Consider the following 16891-nt stretch of genomic DNA (forward strand, 5'->3'; position numbering starts at 1 on the left):
CAAGAGCCCGCGGGACGGCCTCAGGACACGGGGACGTTGTTCACCTTGCCGAAGGGGCCGCCGTCGAAGACCACGGACGTGGTGTTGCCGGGCGGGGCGGGCATGTAGACGACTACGCGGACCGGCTCGTTGACGGCCGTTCGGTAGGCCGCCGAGCCGGACGCGACGTATGACGCGGACGCCCCCGCGGTCGCTGGGCCTATGCGGACGGCGCGGAACACGTCCTTGCCGCCGGGCGCGAGGATCGAGAAGGACGTGAAGATCCCGCCCGGGTAGTCCTTGTGCGCGTAGGTGGCGTTCGCAGGGGTCTGCCCGGGGCCTTCGTTGACGATGTCGAAGACGCCGACGATGTAGGCGCCGTCCCGGTAGAAGGGCTTGACGTCGAGCCGTCGCTTGTCGGCGCCGAAACGGCCGTAACGGCTGGCGACCTTCGTGCCGTCCTGGGGACGGAAGGGGGCCGGGGACGCGGTTCCGCCGCGTCCGTCGGCGGGGGCGGTGGGGGTGCCGCTGGTCCCGGGGGTCTGCTGCCGGACGTCGTAGGAGATCTCGACGCGGCGGTTGCGGGCGCGGGCCTGCGCGTCGTCCTTGCCGCCCTCCTTGGCGATCAGTTCGGCCTCGCCCTTGCCGTGCGCGGAGTACTTGTAGGAGTCGCCCAGCCGGTTCTTCAGCTCCTTCATCACCGCCTCGGCGCGGTCGCGCGACAGCTTGAGGTTGTAGGAGTCGCTGCCCTTGCTGTCGGTGTGGCCGTTGAGGGTCAGCGGCCGCCGGGTGGGGTCGGCCTTCTCCTTGATCTCCTTGGCGGCCTCGTCCAGCACGCTCTTGGCGTTGCCCGACAGCTTCGCCGAGTTGGACGCGAACAGCACGTCGGTGCGCAGGTTGACGGTCATGTCGGACCCGCTGGAGGTGACGTCCTTGATCTCGCCCTCGGTGATGTCGTAGAGGTCGACCGGCATCCCGGGCGAGCTTCCGGTGCCCGGCATGGTCGGCATCCCGGACGGCGCGCTCGACACCGACGACGACACCGACGGCGAGGGCGAGGGGTTCGGCGCCGCCGCGAGGTATCCGGCGGGCGCCCCCGAACCGCCGGTCCCGGTGGAGCCCCCCGACCCCGGCACGCCGCCCGGCACGCCGCCGGGCGTGTTCTGGGGGGAGCCGCCGCCCGCGCCGCCCGAGGTCACGGGGATCCCGGTGAACTCCCCCGTCGTGCCCGGCGTGAGCACCGTGACCTGCTGGACGGTCGGCGGCAGCGGCGGGATCTCGGCGACCAGCTCGCGCGTCGCGCCCGGCGCGAACTGGTCGCCGCCCGCGGCCGCGGCGGCGCGGTAGAACTCGCGCCCGACCGGGTCGATCACGCTCATCGGCATCGGTACCGACTTCGCGGCCGTGTCCAGCGACGTCACGCTGTAGCGCACCACCGACTTCGCGGCCTGCCGCTCGACCGCCTTGATCTCAAGGCGCGCGTGCAGCCCGCTCGTCCCGCCGCCGAACCAGCCCTCCCTGACGTACTTCCCGGCCGGCTGGGCGCTGCTGGGCCGGGCACCGCCGCTCCCCTTGGCCGTCGGCGGATCGCTGGTCTCGGCCTTGCCCGCGTCCGAGCAGCCCGCGGCGACCAGCACCGCGGCGAGGGAGAGGGCTAGGGGGATCCTCGCAGAGGCGGGGACGCTCGCTGGGTCGGCGCGCATCGGCACTCCGGTTTCGCTGGGGGAGGCGGAGGGACGCGGCCCACAGTAGTGACACCGCGCCCCGCACGCAGGGGCCCCGGCGCGCGAGTCCACCGGGGTCCCCGCCGCTACCTGCGCCTCCGCGCCGCGCGGAACCGGAAGCGGTCAGAACGCCTCTTCGGGAAGCTCCATGACGTCCAGCGTGGTGGCCTCGGTGACCGCGCGGTCGGCGGCCAGCCGCGGCAGGACGGTCTGGCAGAAGAACTGCGCGGCGGCGACCTTGCCGGTGTAGAACGCCTGGTCGGACTCCGAGACGCCGTCGCCGCCGAGCGCGTTCAGCGCGATCTCGGCCTGCCGGCACAGCAGCCAGCCGACGATCAGGTCGCCGAGGGCGAGCAGCAGCCGGGTGGAGTTGAGGCCGACCCGGTACAGCTCCTTCGGGTTCTCCAGCGAGCCGACCGCCCAGCCGACCATCGGCTCCAGGATGCCGCGGACGTCGTCGAGCCCGCGGCCGAGCAGGCCGCGCTCGTTCTTGAGGCGGCCGTTGCCCGCCTCGCCGCCCGCGAACGCCTCGATCTCGCCGAGCAGGGCGTTCAGCGCGGCGCCGTTGTCGCGCAGGATCTTGCGGAAGAACAGGTCCTGGCCCTGGATGGCGGTGGTGCCCTCGTACAGGGTGTCGATCTTGGAGTCGCGGATGTACTGCTCGATCGGGTAGTCCTGCAGGAACCCGGAGCCGCCGAGGGTCTGGAGCGACTCGGCGCCGAGCAGCGCGTAGGCCCGCTCGGAGCCGAAGCCCTTGACGATCGGCAGCAGCAGGTCGTTGATCTTCTCGGACCGCTCGTCGGCGCGTCCCTCGTGCTGGGCGACCTGGACGGCGTCCTGGTAGGACGCGGTCAGCAGCACCAGCGCCCGCATGCCCTCGGCGTACGCCTTCTGCGTCATGAGGCTGCGCCGGACGTCGGGGTGGTGGGTGATCGTGACGCGCGGCGCGGTCTTGTCGGTCATCCGCGTCATGTCGGCGCCCTGGACGCGCTCCTTCGCGAACTCCAGCGCGTTGAGGTAGCCGGTGGACAGCGTCGCGATGGCCTTGGTGCCGACCATCATGCGCGCGTACTCGATGACCAGGAACATCTGCCGGATGCCCTGGTGCACGTCGCCGACCAGGTACCCGACCGCGGGCTCCTTCTCGCCGAAGGTCAGCTCGCAGGTCGTGGAGACCTTCAGGCCCATCTTCTTCTCGACGCCGGTGACGTGGGCGCCGTTGCGCTCCCCCAGCTCACCGGTCTCCAGGTCGACCAGGTACTTCGGGACGAGGAACATCGACAGCCCCTTGGTACCGGGCCCGGCGCCCTCGGGGCGGGCCAGCACCAGGTGGAAGATGTTCTCGGCCATGTCGTGCTCGGCCGAGGTGATGAAGCGCTTGACGCCCTCGATGTGCCAGGTGCCGTCGGGCTGCCGGACCGCCTTGGCGCGTCCCGCCCCCACGTCCGACCCGGCGTCGGGCTCGGTCAGCACCATCGTGGCGCCCCACCGCCGCTCCAGCGCCAACTCGGCGAACCGCTTCTGCTCGGGTGTGCCGATGTGCCAGAGGATCTGGGCGAAGCCGGGCCCGGAGGCGAAGGTGTAGACGGCCGGGTTCGCGCCGAGCACCTGCTCGGCGACCGCCCAGGTGAGCGAGCGGGGCGCGCCGCTGCCGCCGAACTCGGGGGCGAGGTCGAGGCGGTACCACTCGGAGTCCATCCACGCCTTGAACGACTTCTTGAACGACTCGGGCATCGTCACGGTTCCCGCGGCCGGGTCGAACACCGGCGGGTGCCGGTCGGCGTCCTCGAAGGACTCGGCGAGCGGGCCCTCGGCGAGCCGGTTCACCTCGTCGAGGACGCTGCGCGCGGTGTCCTCGTCCAGTTCCGCGTACGGGCCGCTGCCGAGGAGGTCCTGGCGCCTGAACACCTCGAAGAGGTTGAACTCCAGGTCCCGGAGGTTGCTCTTGTAGTGCCCCATTCGAGACTCTCCGTCCGGTCCAGCGGCGGCCGGGGGCCCCGCGCGTCGGTACTGGTCAGTAACTCACCCTCATGCTACCCGCTGGTAACCAGTCGCAACCACCCAGAACCGAATCGAGCTCGGGACGCAGACCACATCTCTACACGTAAACGGGGCCTAATGTGACGCAATTCACAGCGACAGTGTGTCACACCTACCTGACAGTACCGACAAACGGACAAAAAGCTATGAACAAGACATAGAGCCATATACACCACAGTTGACTGTCAGTCGGGTGTGTCGGAACCGTGGCGAGTGCCCGTCCCAGGGATGTCTTATGTCTCTTTTTTCGCTTGTGCGCACTAGAAGCCCTTGACACACGCCCGAGGCGACCGATATCGCGCCTGACCCCTCTGACCTGGTGATCTTGGATGGCCGAATATGGAAATAACGGTCCAACCACCGCTCCGGCGCATCTAACTATGTGGTGGTGCGGGGGTCACCTGAGGCGGATGTTCTCCCCCGTGAGAACACGGGAGAGGGAGGACCGAGTTGTCATCTGTCACGGGGTGGCTGAGCGACGCCTGGGATTCGATCTCGGCGGCGACGGCCGGGGGCGACTGGAGGAAGTTCGTCCCGCTGGGCTTCGCGGGGCTGCTGGTGTGGGGGCTCTGGCTCTACCGCGTCGTGCTGTCCCGCCTGGACAGGCCGGTGGTCAACAACTTCCGGACGACGGTGTCGGTGGTCGTCCCGTCCTACCGGGAGGACCCGGAGATCCTGGTCCGCTGCCTGGAGAGCTGGCTGGCCCAGGACCCGAGCGAGGTCATCATCGTCATCGACGTCGGGGACACCGAGGGGCACCGCAGGCTCGCCGAGGTCGCCGACCCCCGGCTCCAGGTGCTGGTGTACGAGCACTCCGGCAAGCGCTCGGCGCTCGGCGTCGGCATCCGCGCCGCGCGGGGCGAGATCGTGGTGTTCGCCGACTCCGACACCTGGTGGCAGCCGGGGCTGCTGGACGCGGTGCAGATGCCCTTCGAGGACCCGCAGGTCGGCGGCGTCGGCACGCAGCAGAACGTCTACCAGCGCGAGACCAGCGTGTGGCGCCGCATCGCCGACTGGCTGGTCAACCTGCGCTACTACGACTACGTCCCGGCGATGGGCTCCAAGGGCGGCGTCGCGTGCCTGTCCGGGCGGACCGCCGCCTACCGCCGCTCGGTGATCCAGCCGGTGGTCGAGAACCTGGAGAACGAGTTCTTCCTCGGACGCCGCTGCATCGCCGGTGACGACGGGCGGCTGACCTGGCTGACGCTGTCGCAGGGGTACAAGACCGTGCACCAGTCGTCGGCGCGCGCGATCTCGATGTTCCCCGACTCCTTCCGCGCGTTCTTCAAGCAGCGGATCCGCTGGAGCCGCAACTCCTACCGCTGCTACCTCACGGCCCTGTGGAAGGGCTGGCTGTGGAAGACGCCGTTCGTCACCAAGGTCACCGTCCTGCAGATCCTGCTGACCCCGGTCACCATGGGCGTGACGCTCGGCTACCTGATCTTCAGCCGGATCCTGGACAACCTGCACCCGCTCGGCATCTCGCTGGCGATCGGCTGGGTGCTGTTCGGACGCGGCGTCCGCGGCTACTCGCACCTGCGCCGCCACCCCGGCGAGATCCTGCTGCTGCCGCTGACCGCGCTGGTCATCATCATGATCTCGCTGCCGATCAAGCTGTACGCGTTCGCGACGATGAACAAGCAGGGCTGGCTGACCCGCACGTCCGACCAGGTCGGCGGCGCCGGGCAGAGCGCCAGTTCGCTCCAGGGAGTGGGCTGAGATGGACCGGACGCCGAGGCTCCCCGGCGTACTAAGCGACACCTTCCGAATAACCCGAGGCCGGACACGCATGTTCCGCATGGCGCGCACACCTCGCACCACGCGCACGTCCCGCACGACACGCACGCTCCGCACGGCCGGGCGGCGGGCCTTCCGCGCCGGGCTGGTGGCGGCCTTCGGGCTCGTCCCGGCCGTGCTCCTGCCGGTCCAGCACCTGCCGCGCGCCCACGCCGACACCCCCGCCGACGCCGCGCGCCAGGCCGCGCTCGTCGACCAGGAGGACCAGCGGATCATGCAGACGCGGTCGGTGCTGACCGCGATCCTGCAGATCGGCGGGCAGGCGACCGCGCAGTGGAAGCGGCCGCAGATCTTCGGCTCCAGCCAGGGCAAGACGCTCGTCCTGCCCGCGGTGAACACCGGCAAGCCGTACACGGTGGAGGACCTGCGCCGCTACGGCGGCCGCTACTTCCAGCGGCTCCCGGACGGCTCGTACCTGCTCGGCATCCACGTGTTCGTCGCGGACGGCGCGGGGCTGCTGCTCCAGAACCCCTCCGGCGGCCCGCTGGTCATCCGGATGGGCAGCACGGGCGGCGCGTTCAGCTCGATCGTCAGCTTCGGCGGCAACATCCGGATCGAGGGCAACGCCCGCTACCCGGCGCGGATCTTCAGCTGGGACCCGCGGACCCGCAGGCCCGACACCAACGTCGCCGACGGGCGCGCCTACCTGCGCGCGGTCGGCGGCGAGTTCCGGATGAAGTACGCGCACGTGTCGCAGCTCGGCTTCTGGAGCGGGCGGACCGGCGGCATCGCGCTCACCGGCACCGACCGTCCGGCGAGCGCCGCCAAGCACCTCAACAAGGAGCAGCGGCACGCCAACAAGAAGAAGCGGCTGGAGCAGCAGCGCAAGGGCGGCTCCGGCGGCGGCCCCGGCGACATCGAGATCGAGCGTCCGGGCGGCACCGCGACGCACGTCCCGGCGGCCGACCTGGTCACCGGGTCGATCGACCACAGCACGATCATCGGGGACGCGTTCGGGCTGTTCGTGTCGGGCTCCAACCAGACGCAGGTCACCAACAACAAGATCATGAACAGCCTGGTGCACGGGCTCGTCATGCACCGCTTCGCCAAGAACGCCACGATCGAGAACACGATCGTGACCGGCAGCAAGGGCGACGGGTTCGTGCTGTCGCGGGCGACGGAGAAGGTGCGCGTCACCAACTGCCGCTCGGAGAACAACGGGCACAACGGCTTCACCGTCAACGGCCAGGCGCTCGCGGACGGCCCCTCGGCCTCCGGCGAGTCGCTGGAGAGCTTCGGCGACAGCTCGATCAACAACAGCCTGGCCCGCAACAACGGCCACTACGGCATCGAGCTGCTCGGCGGCGACAAGCTGTCGGTGCAGAACAGCCAGGTCATCGGCGGGGACATGGGCATCGTGGTCCGGTCGGCGGCGACCCAGGTGCAGGTGTCGGGCAACCGCCTGTCGGGGCAGATCCGGCAGGGCATCTCGCTGCGCGACGGGGTGCGGGACGCGAGCCTCGCCGGCAACACCGTGGACGGCGCGCGCACCGGCATCTACCTGCGCGGCTCGTCGGGGACGCTGGTCGGCAACGTCATCAAGGGCGCGACCTCGCACGGCATCACGCTGGTCGGGAACGCGGGCGGCTCGGAGATCCGCGACAACCACCTGAGCGGCTCGGGGACGAGCGCGGTCAGCACGTCCCGGGCGCACGGCGGCATCGAGAAGTCGGGCAACGACACCGGCGGATGGAACGACACCGCGTCCCTGTGGATGAAGGCGCAGCGGTACATGACGCCGCTGAACATCATCTGGACGTGCGTGCTCCTCATGGTCATCATCACGATGATCCGGGCCCGCACCGGCGGGCTGCGGATCGGGCGCCGCGGCACCCACCCCTACGTGCTCCAGCAGCCGATGGAACTGCGTCCGGTGTGGAGGCTCCCGCGCATGCCGCGTCCGGGCCCGCGCCAGGCACCGGCCCAGGGGCCCGCGCAGGCACCGGCACCCGCGCACGCGCAGGGCCCCGGCCAGCAACACGGCCAGCCACACGGCCAGCCACACGGCCAGGGACACGTGCAGGGGCAGGCCCTGGGGCAGCCGGCGCGTCCGGCACCGGCGATGGCGGGCGCCGCGCACCCGCCGGCGCCCCACCCGGCGCCGCCTTCCGCGCCGCCGCAGGGGCTGCCGCAGGGAGTGCCGCTCGCGGCGCCGCATCCTCCGATGCCCCAGCCGCACGCGGCGCCGCCCGCCCCACCGCACCCGACCCCGTGGCCGGGCGCCGCGCGGCCGGAACCAGGAGGCGCCTGACATGAACGGACCCGATCCGAACGTCACCCGGCCGACCCCGATCCCGATCCCGGCCCGGCGGCCCCCGGCCCGCCACAGCGCGTCGGCGCAGGCCAAGCCGCCCGTGCCCGTGCCCGCGCCCTCCCCCGCTCCGGCCCCGCCCAAGAAGAAGCAGGGCCGGATGGGCAAGGTCGTCACGACCCTGCTGGTGCTCGGGCTCGCGGGCGGCGGCGCCTACGCCTACCGCGTCTACATCGCCGACGACTCCGGCATGCCCGACGTCAACGACGTGTCCGCCGAGTCGGCCAAGCAGCAGGCCACGCTGGTCGACCAGGAGGACATGCGGATCATGCAGATCCGCGCCAAGCAGGAGTCCGACCTCGCGGGCGGCGGGGCGGCGGCAGCGGCGGCGCGCGTCCCGCGCGTGCTCGCGTCCGCGAACGGCCGGACGCTGATGCTGCCGCAGCGGCGCCAGCCCTACTACGTCGCCGAGCTGGCGAAGCTCGCCGGGCAGGACTTCCAGAAGCAGAGCGACGGGTCCTACCTGCTCGGCGTGAACATCATGGTCGCGGCGGGCGGCAAGCTGATCCTGCAGAGCTCGACCGGCCCGCTGACGATCCGGATGCGCAGCATCCCGGGCCAGTTCACCTCGATCGTCAGCGCGGGCGGGACGGTGCGGATCAACGGCTCGGCGCAGAACCCCGTCCGGTTCTCCAGCTGGAACGACAGCAAGCGCGTGCCCGACACGCAGGTCTCCGACGGCCGCGCCTACATCCGCGCGATCGGCGGCCAGTTCGACATGAAGTACACGCAGGTCTCCGACCTCGGCTTCTGGAGCGGGCGGACCGGCGGCGTCGCGCTGACCGGCTCGGACCGCCCCGACTCGGCGGCCGAGCCCGCCGGGACGCCGGGCCCGCAGCGCGCGGTGCGGCTGCCGAACGGCACCAACGAGGGGACGCGCGGCAACCGCGAGGAGGTCGAGGTCACCCCCGCCGGCGGGCGCGGCGGCGGCACGTTCTACGTCCCGGCCGCCAACCTCGTCAGCGGCGCGATCGAGCAGTCCTCGTTCACCGGCGACGCCTACGGCCTGTTCGTCACCGCGTCCAACCAGACGCGGATCGCGAGCAACACGATCAAGGACAGCCTGGTGCACGGTGTCGTGCTGCACCGCTTCGCCAAGAACGCCACGATCGAGAACACCACGGTCAGCGGCAGCCGGGGCGACGGGTTCGTGCTGTCGCGCGGCACCGAGGGCGTCCGGGTGACGCACTGCACGTCCGAGAAGAACGGCGGCAACGGGTTCACGCTGAACGGGCAGCCGCTCGCCGACGGGCCGTCCGCGTCCGGTGAGGCGATCACGCCGTTCGGCGGCAACCTGATCAGCAGCAGCGTGATCCGGAACAACCGCCGCTACGGGGTCGAGCTGCTCGGCGGCGACAACGTCACCGTGCAGACCAGCCAGATCATCGGCGGCGACATGGGGATCGTCATGCGCGCCCAGGCCACCCGCGTGCAGATCACCGGCAACCAGGTGAGGAACGCGAAGCGGCAGGGGATCGTGCTGCGCGACGGCGCCCGCGGCGGCACCGTGTCGGGCAACGTGATCGTCGGCGGGAAGACGGCCCTGTACGTCCGGGACGCGAGCAGCCTGATCTCGGGCAACACCGTCCAGTCGGCGCACCGGCACGGCCTCACCTTGCGCGGTAACGTCACCGGCACCACGATCAGAGGGAACACGATCAGCGGCGCGGGGACGAGCGTCATGGACGTCGACCGCGCCACCGGCAAGTTCGCCGAGACCGGCAACAACACGTCGGGATGGCACAAGACGGCCGGCTTCTGGACGTGGGTCAAGCGCGTCTTCAAGCCGATGAACATCATCTGGGCGGGCGTGTTCCTGCTCGTCGCGGTGTCCATGTTCCGCTCCCGGGGCGACGGGATGCGCATCGGACGCCGCGGAGCCCACCCGTACGAGCGGCAGACCAAGCTGGAGGAGCGTCCCGTCCGGCTGCTGCGCCGCGTAGTTGACGACACCGAGGGAGTGGTCCGCCGATGACGGCGAGGATCGACATCAAGTTCGTGCTGGGCCTGCTGGTCGGCGCGGTCGTGGTCGGCGGTCTGGTGTTCCTGGTCACGGGCCTGGGCGGGGACGACGGCGATTCGAAGAAGACGGCCGGGTCAGAGCAGGTGAGCCCCGCGCCGACCGGGGGCGGGGACGAGGGGGACGGTGGGAACGTGGACGGCAGCGGCGACAAGGGCGACGACGAGGGGTCGGGCGGCGGCGCGCCGAAGGGCGAGCCGCTCAGCACGCCCGTCCCCGACGGCCCCGGCAAGATCGAGTGCCCGCGCCCGACCAAGACCGTCAGCGACGCCAAGGGACTCCAGCAGGCGCTCCAGGGCGCCGGTCCGGGCGATGTCATCAAGATGAACCCGGGCACCTACCAGGGCAAGTTCGTCGCCACGGCGTCCGGCACCCCGCAGAAGCCGATCTACCTCTGCGGGACCGAGGAGTCGGTCATCGACGGCGGCGGCATCAAGAAGGGCTACGCGCTGCACCTGAACAAGGCGTCCTACTGGCGGCTGGTCGGCTTCTCGGTCCAGAACAGCCAGAAGGGCGTGATGGCCGACACCACCAAGGGCTCGGTCATCCAGGGCCTGAACGTGCACGACATCGGTGACGAGGGCATCCACCTGCGCAACTTCTCCACCGGCAACACCGTCCAGTACAACAAGGTCTACAACACCGGGCTGCGCCGCGAGAAGTTCGGCGAGGGCGTCTACCTCGGCACCGCGCAGTCGAACTGGGAGTCGGTCACCGGCGGCCGGATGGACAACAGCGACGGCAACATCGTGCGGGGCAACCTGATCCGCGCCACCGCCGAGGCGATCGACATCAAGGAAGGCACCAGCGGCGGCAAGATCCTCAACAACGTCTTCGACGGCTCGAAGACGGGCGGGGACAAGCACAACGACTCGTGGGTCGACGTCAAGGGCAACGGCTACCTGATCGAGGGGAACAAGGGGACCAAGACCCCCCTCGACGGCTTCCAGACCCACGAGATCGTGGACGGCTGGGGACGCGGCAACACGTTCCGGAACAACATCATCAACCTCGCGGGCGGGGGCGGGGTCGGCATCAACGACACCACGGGCGGCAACACGATCGGCTGCGGCAACAAGGTCACCGGCGGCAAGCTGACGAAGAAGGGCACCTGCTCCTAGCAGGGGAACGTCCGTCAACCACCCGACATGAATCAAGGAGAAGCGCGAATGAACGCGACGGAGTCCCCACGGCTCACCGTCATCGGCACCGGCTACCTCGGTGCCACGCACGCCATCTGCATGGCGGTACTCGGCTTCGACGTCCTCGGCGTGGACGTCGACGAGCGCAAGATCGCCAAACTGGCGTCCGGCGAGGTGCCGTTCTTCGAGCCGGGGCTGCCCGAGCTGCTCACGAAGGCGCTGGAGTCGGGGCGGCTGCGCTTCACCACCTCCTTCGAGGAGGCCGGGAAGTTCGGCGACGTGCACTTCCTGTGCGTCGGCACCCCGCAGCGGCCGGGCTCCGACGCCGCCGACCTGACCTACGTGGACGCCGCCGTGCAGGCCCTCGCGCCGCACCTGGACCGGCGCGTGCTGGTCGTCGGCAAGTCCACCGTCCCGGTCGGGACGGCCCAGCGGCTCACCGGCGTGCTGCACGAGCTCGCCCCGGCGGGCGACGAGGTGGAGCTGGCGTGGAACCCCGAGTTCCTGCGCGAGGGCTTCGCGGTCGACGACACGATGCGTCCCGACCGGCTCGTGTTCGGCGTCGCCTCCGACTGGGCGGACGAGCGGCTGCGCGCCGCGTTCCAGCCGATCCTCGACATCGGCACCCCGGTCGTGCGCACCGACCTCGCCACCGCCGAGCTGGTCAAGGTCGCCGCGAACTCCTTCCTCGCCACCAAGATCTCCTACATCAACGCGATGGCGGAGGTCTGCGAGGCGGTCGGCGCCGACGTCAGCGACCTCGCCGACTCGCTCGCGCTGGACGACCGGATCGGCGGCAAGTTCCTGCGCCCCGGCCTCGGCTTCGGCGGCGGCTGCCTGCCGAAGGACATCCGCGCGTTCGCGCACCGCGCCGAGGAGATCGGCGTCGGCCAGGCCGTGTCGTTCCTCCGCGAGGTGGACGACATCAACCGCCGCCGCCGCGCCCGCACCGTCGACCTCGTCCGCGAGCTGCTCGGCGGCCAGATCTCCGGCCGCCGGATCGCCGCCTGGGGCGCCGCGTTCAAGCCGAACTCCGACGACATCCGCGACGCGCCCGCGCTGGACGTCGCGCGCACCATGCACGGGCTCGGCGGCCACGTCCGCGTCTACGACCCGGCCGCGCTCGACAACGCCCGCCGCGCCTACCCCGAGCTGCGCTACGGCGACAACGCGCTGGACGCCGCCGAGGACGCCGACGTCGTCGTCCTGCTGACCGAGTGGGCCGACTTCCGCGAGATCGAGCCGGACGCGCTCGCCAAGGTCGTCCGGCACAAGCGCATCGTGGACGGCCGCCACGCCCTGGACCCGGCCCGCTGGCGCGCCGCCGGCTGGGAGTACCGCGCCCTCGGCAGAGCTTAGAGAAGTCCCGGCCCACGACCCTCGCCTAGCGGCTCGGGCCGTGACCGTGCCTTTGCGAGCGCGGAATCGCTTCGCGATCTTCCCGGTGGGGCCCCGCCTCCTGCGTCGGCCCCACCGGTCGGCTACGCCCCCGCGTGACGGCTGAGGTCGCTTGCGAACACGCCCGGGGGTCGCGGCGAGTCGTCGCGGCCCTCCGGGGAACACCCGGGGGATCGGGGGCGTTGTCGCTGGGTGAGGGCCCCTTCCGGGGTCCTCCCGGACGAGGTGCGCCGTACCCGGTGGGCGAAGACGACGCGTGACCGTGCCGTCTCACCGTCCGGGAGTGACCAATGGCTTGGATCCTCGTCATCGTCGCGGGCCTGTTCGAGGTCGCGATGGCCCTGTGCCTGAAGGGCAGCCGGGGCTTCACCCAGCTCTGGCCGTCGCTCGGCTTCCTCGTCTTCGCCGTCACCAGCTTCGGCCTGCTCAACCTCGCGCTGAAGGACCTGGAGGTCGGCACCGCCTACGCCGTCTGGGTAGGCATCGGCGCCGTCGGAACGGCCGCGCTCGGCATGCTGGTGCTGGGCGACGACGTCTCCGCCGTCAAGATCGGCGCGCTGGCACTGATCATCGTCGGCGTCATCGGCCTGAACCTCGCGGGCGGCGCGCACTGATCGACCCGAAGTGGCCAACGAACCTGCTAAATCGCAGGTCAACCACCCTTGATGGAACGTACCCTCCCGTAAGGGCGTCTATGGGACGAGAGAGCTCGTACACGGAGGGGTAGACCTTGGTCTTCAAGAAGCTGCGTCAGGCGATGGGCATCGGCGGGCCGTCGATCGAGACCGTCCTGCACGACCCGAACACCACGCCGGGCTCGGTCGTGACGGGTGAGATCACCATCATCGGCGGCCAGTTCAACTCCGACATCACGTCGGTGAACCTGGCGCTGCGCACCCGGGTCGAGGTCGAGTCGGGCGACAACGAGTACACCTCCAACCTGGAGTACGCCAAGACACCCGTCGCGGGGAACTTCAGGCTGGAGGAGGGCGCGCGGCACAGCGTCCCCTTCCAGTTCCCCATCCCGTGGGAGGCGCCGCTCACCCACATGTACGGGCAGCCGCTGCGCGGCACCACGGTCGGGATCGCGACGGAGCTGGAGGTCGCGGGCGCGCTCGACCCGGGCGACCTCGACCCGATCGCCGTCCACCCGCTGCCCGCGCAGGAGCGCATCCTGGCCGCGTTCTCCAACCTCGGCTTCCACTTCCGCAACGCCGACTGCGAGAAGGGCCGCATCTGGGGCGTCCACCAGGAGCTGCCGTTCTACCAGGAGATCGAGTTCACGCCGCCCCACCAGTACGCGCGCGGCATCAACCAGCTCGAAGTGACGTTCGTGTCCTACCCGCAGTCGATGGAGGTCGTCCTCGAACTCGACAAGCGCGGCGGCATCCTGTCCGAGGGCCACGACGCGTTCAGCCGCTTCACCGTGGACTACGCGAGCGTCCACGGCACCGACTGGGAGCGCCAGCTCGGCGGCTTCCTCGACGAGGCGTCCCGCCGCCGCGGCTTCTTCTGATTCCTGGGGGGACCTCAGCGCGGTCCTCTCCGGCTTGATCACGGAGGGGACCGCCCCGTAGAAAGGGTGACCGTGCCCCAGCCCCCCGGACTCAACGACGCCGAACGCCGCCTGTGGGCCGCGTTCCCCTCCGGCGACACGGTCGTGCTCGGCGACGACCGCCCGGCCGGGCCGCTGCCCGACCGGATCGTCCGCGCGGAGACCATCACCCGGCTGCTGCTCGGCGCGGGCGAGACGCGGGCCGGCGCGGTGTCGGCGGTCCGGCTGCGCGGCGCCTACGTCATCGGGAGGCTCGACGTCTCGGGCGGGACGGTCGAGCACGAGCTGCGCCTGGAGCGGTGCCGCCTCGTCGAGGAGCCCGACCTCTCCAACGCCAAGACGCGGCAGCTCCGGCTCTCCGACTGCCGGATGCCGGGGTTCGACGGCGGCGGCCTCCAGGTCGACGGCTACCTCAGCCTGTCGGGCTCGACGGTGGACGGCGAGGTGCGGCTCCCGCGCGCGCAGATCAGCGGCGGCCTGCGGATGAACCGGATGACGATCACCGCGTCCGAGCCGGACAAGTGGGCGGTGTTCAGCGGCGCCCTCGTCGTCGACGCCGGCACGTTCATCCAGGACTCGCACATCACCGGCGGCGTCCGGCTCGTCGGCGCCCGCATGAACGGCGGGCTGTTCATGCAGGGCACGACCCTCGACAACCCCGGCCGGATCGCGCTGGACGCGCTGAACATGATCGTCGAGGATGCCGCCGAGTTCAGCCGGGACTTCGTCGCGCGCGGCACCCTCCGGCTGCGCAGCGCGCGGGTCAACGGCATCCTGTCGTTCTCCCGGGGCGTCCTGGACTCGGGCGATCCCGCCCGGATGGCCCTGCACGGCAGCCACATGCAGGTGGACGAGCTGCTCCTGTGGCCGCTGGAGAAGATCCAGGGGCGGGTGTCGCTGTCCTACTCCCGCATCAACCTGATCATGGACAGCCCCGACACCTGGCCCGACGAGCTGTACCTGAACGGCCTCACCTACGAGACGCTGCGCTTCAACGGCACGTTCAAGGACCGGCTGAGCTGGGTGTCCCGCGACCCCGAGTTCCACCTCCAGCCCTACGAGCAGCTCGCCGCCTGGTACCACGGCGTCGGATCGGACGACCTGGCCCGCAAGGTCCAACTGGCCAAGATGCGCGCCCGCCGCCGGCGCCTGCACCCGGTCGGGCGGGCGTGGAACCACCTTCTGGACTGGACGGTCGGCTACGGTTTCCGCCCCTGGCTGGCCTTCGCGTGGTTCGGCTTCCTGCTCGCGGTCGGCACCACCGTGTTCTCGGCCGACCCACCCAAACCGATCAAGCCGCCGGACGAGCGGCCCGTCTTCCACTCCCTCGTCTACAGCCTCGACCTGCTGATCCCCCTGGACACCTTCGGGCAGCAGCAGGCGTTCGACGCGATGGGCTGGTCCCGCTGGGTCGCCTACGCGCTGGTCGCGACCGGCTGGGTGCTGGCGACCGCGTTGATCGCCGGGGTCACCCGGGTGCTGCGTCCGAACTGATCCGCGCCGCGGAGCGTCCACCCGGTTAGGCGGGCGAGTCGAAGATCCACGAGAATGGGGCGCCATGGGCACGTATCTCATCACGGGGGCGACCGGCGGCATCGGCACCGCGGTCGCGGAACTGCTGCGCGAGCGCGGCCACGACCTGGTCCTGACCGGCCGCTCACCCGACCGGCTGGACAAGCTCGCCGCGACGCTGCGGACCGGCGCGCACGCCTCGACCCAGGTCATCGACCCGAAGGCGCCGCGCGTCGGCCCCTCCACCCGGACGATCCGGACCATCCCGCTCGACCTCACCGAGCCGCGCCGCATCGAGGCGGCCCTGGCCCTGGACGACCTCCCGCCCCGGCTGGACGGGCTCGTCCACGCGGCGGGGGTCGTCCACCTGTCGCCGGTCGCCGACCTGGAGGCGGACGAGTGGATCGACCACCTGTCGGTCAACCTCGTCTCGGCCGCCGAGCTGACCCGGCTGCTGCTGCCCGCGCTGCGCGCCGCGCAGGGGCACGTCGTCTTCGTCAACTCCACGGCGGGCCTGCGCGCCAACCCCGAATGGGCCGCCTACGCCGCGAGCAAGTTCGGCCTGCGCGCCCTGGCCGACTCCCTGCGCGCGGAGGAGCCGTCCCTGCGCGTCACGACCGTCTATCCGGGCCGCACGGCCACGGAGATGCAGCGCAGCGTCCGCGCTCAGGAGGGCCACCCCTACGCCGAGGACGACTTCGCCGCCCCGTCCACGGTGGCGCGCGTGCTCGTCAGCGCCCTGGAGACGCCCCGTGACGCGGTGGTGTCGGACGTGACCGTCCGTCCGAGCTAGCGCCGCGGCGCAGGAACCACGCGCCGAGCACACCGCCGATCAGCCCGAACAGGTGGCCCTGCCACGAGATGGCGGGGTCATCGGGGATCACGCCGACGAGCATCGTCCCGTAGACGGCGACGACGCCGACCGCGATCACGATGTCGGCGAGCCGCCGCTCGAACAGCCCGCGCCCCACCAGGTAGCCGAAGAACCCGAAGATCAGGATGCTGGACCCGAGCGTGTTCGCCGGGCTCGTGAACCACACCCCGAGCCCGCCCACCACGATGACGATCAGGCTCGACACCAGGAACTTCGCGATCCCCCTGACCGCCGCCAGGAACCCGAGCACGAGGAACGGCACCGTGTTGCCCATCATGTGCCCGATCCCCGCGTGCACGAACGGCGCGGTGAAGATGTCGGGCAGGTCGCCGACGTCGCGCGGCTGGATCCCGAGCCGGTCGAGCCGGTCGTGGTCGACGTAGACGTCGAACAGCTCCACCACCCACATCAGCGCGGTGATGCCACCGACCAGCAGGGCCGCCGAAAGAGCCCGCGCGCCGGCCTGGACGAGCCCTTCTGACCGCTGGGAATCGCTCATGGAGGCCACCGTAACTCTGGACGCCGTCACCCGGACAACG

General features: G+C 70.9%; 12 protein-coding genes and 1 riboswitch. Of the genes, 9 read left to right on the forward strand and 3 right to left on the reverse strand.

The genetic code is table 11. The features are described from left to right. Window positions 1–20: 20 nt before the first annotated feature. Window positions 21–1682 carry an OmpA family protein gene (locus tag KLI87_RS00940; protein WP_214615462.1) on the reverse strand — a complete coding sequence of 554 codons (1662 nt, stop codon included), beginning with the start codon at window positions 1680–1682 and terminating at the stop codon, window positions 21–23. 144 nt (window positions 1683–1826) lie between these two features. After that, window positions 1827–3662, reverse strand: a complete 1836-nt coding sequence (locus KLI87_RS00945; RefSeq protein ID WP_156217376.1) for an acyl-CoA dehydrogenase — start codon at window positions 3660–3662, stop codon at window positions 1827–1829. A gap of 531 nt (window positions 3663–4193) precedes the next feature. On the opposite strand from KLI87_RS00945, the gene KLI87_RS00950 reads away from it, so the two are divergent. The 9 genes from KLI87_RS00950 to KLI87_RS00990 all read left to right on the forward strand — a co-directional run bounded on the left by KLI87_RS00950 (window position 4194) and on the right by KLI87_RS00990 (window position 16271). Further along, the gene (locus KLI87_RS00950; protein WP_156217375.1) at window positions 4194–5462 is read left to right on the forward strand and encodes a glycosyltransferase family 2 protein; all 1269 of its coding nucleotides are present in this window, start codon (window positions 4194–4196) and stop codon (window positions 5460–5462) included. A gap of 79 nt (window positions 5463–5541) precedes the next feature. Next, entirely contained in the window at window positions 5542–7791 is a 2250-nt protein-coding gene (locus KLI87_RS00955) for a nitrous oxide reductase family maturation protein NosD (protein WP_214615463.1), read from the forward strand. A gap of 1 nt (window position 7792) precedes the next feature. Beyond that, window positions 7793–9826, forward strand: a complete 2034-nt coding sequence (locus tag KLI87_RS40830; protein ID WP_156217373.1) for a nitrous oxide reductase family maturation protein NosD — start codon at window positions 7793–7795, stop codon at window positions 9824–9826. Beyond that, complete coding sequence (locus KLI87_RS00965; protein WP_214615464.1) at window positions 9823–10992, forward strand: nitrous oxide reductase family maturation protein NosD; 1170 nt, start codon at window positions 9823–9825, stop codon at window positions 10990–10992. Before KLI87_RS40830 ends, KLI87_RS00965 begins: the two co-directional genes overlap by 4 nt. Before the next feature lie 48 nt (window positions 10993–11040). After that, on the forward strand, window positions 11041–12372 hold the full coding sequence (locus tag KLI87_RS00970; RefSeq protein WP_156217371.1) for a UDP-glucose/GDP-mannose dehydrogenase family protein: 1332 nt from the start codon (window positions 11041–11043) through the stop codon (window positions 12370–12372). A 232-nt stretch (window positions 12373–12604) separates the two neighbouring features. Next, window positions 12605–12670: riboswitch (guanidine-III (ykkC-III) riboswitch) on the forward strand. Window positions 12671–12701: 31 nt separating this feature from the next. After that, the gene (locus tag KLI87_RS00975) at window positions 12702–13025 is read left to right on the forward strand and encodes a multidrug efflux SMR transporter (RefSeq protein WP_156217370.1); all 324 of its coding nucleotides are present in this window, start codon (window positions 12702–12704) and stop codon (window positions 13023–13025) included. A 116-nt stretch (window positions 13026–13141) separates the two neighbouring features. Then, on the forward strand, window positions 13142–13927 hold the full coding sequence (locus KLI87_RS00980; RefSeq protein ID WP_214615465.1) for a sporulation protein: 786 nt from the start codon (window positions 13142–13144) through the stop codon (window positions 13925–13927). A gap of 72 nt (window positions 13928–13999) precedes the next feature. Then, a complete protein-coding gene (locus tag KLI87_RS00985; protein WP_214615466.1) occupies window positions 14000–15460 on the forward strand; it encodes a hypothetical protein in 1461 nt (486 codons plus the stop codon). A gap of 64 nt (window positions 15461–15524) precedes the next feature. Next, window positions 15525–16271, forward strand: a complete 747-nt coding sequence (locus tag KLI87_RS00990; protein WP_156217368.1) for an SDR family oxidoreductase — start codon at window positions 15525–15527, stop codon at window positions 16269–16271. On the opposite strand, the gene KLI87_RS00995 is transcribed toward KLI87_RS00990, so the two are convergent. Continuing rightward, entirely contained in the window at window positions 16210–16851 is a 642-nt protein-coding gene (locus KLI87_RS00995; RefSeq protein ID WP_156217367.1) for a rhomboid family intramembrane serine protease, read from the reverse strand. The genes KLI87_RS00990 and KLI87_RS00995 overlap by 62 nt on opposite strands. Window positions 16852–16891 lie beyond the last annotated feature (40 nt).

Source organism: Actinomadura sp. NEAU-AAG7 (assembly GCF_018603865.1).
GTDB classification, from domain to species: domain Bacteria; phylum Actinomycetota; class Actinomycetes; order Streptosporangiales; family Streptosporangiaceae; genus Spirillospora; species Spirillospora litoris.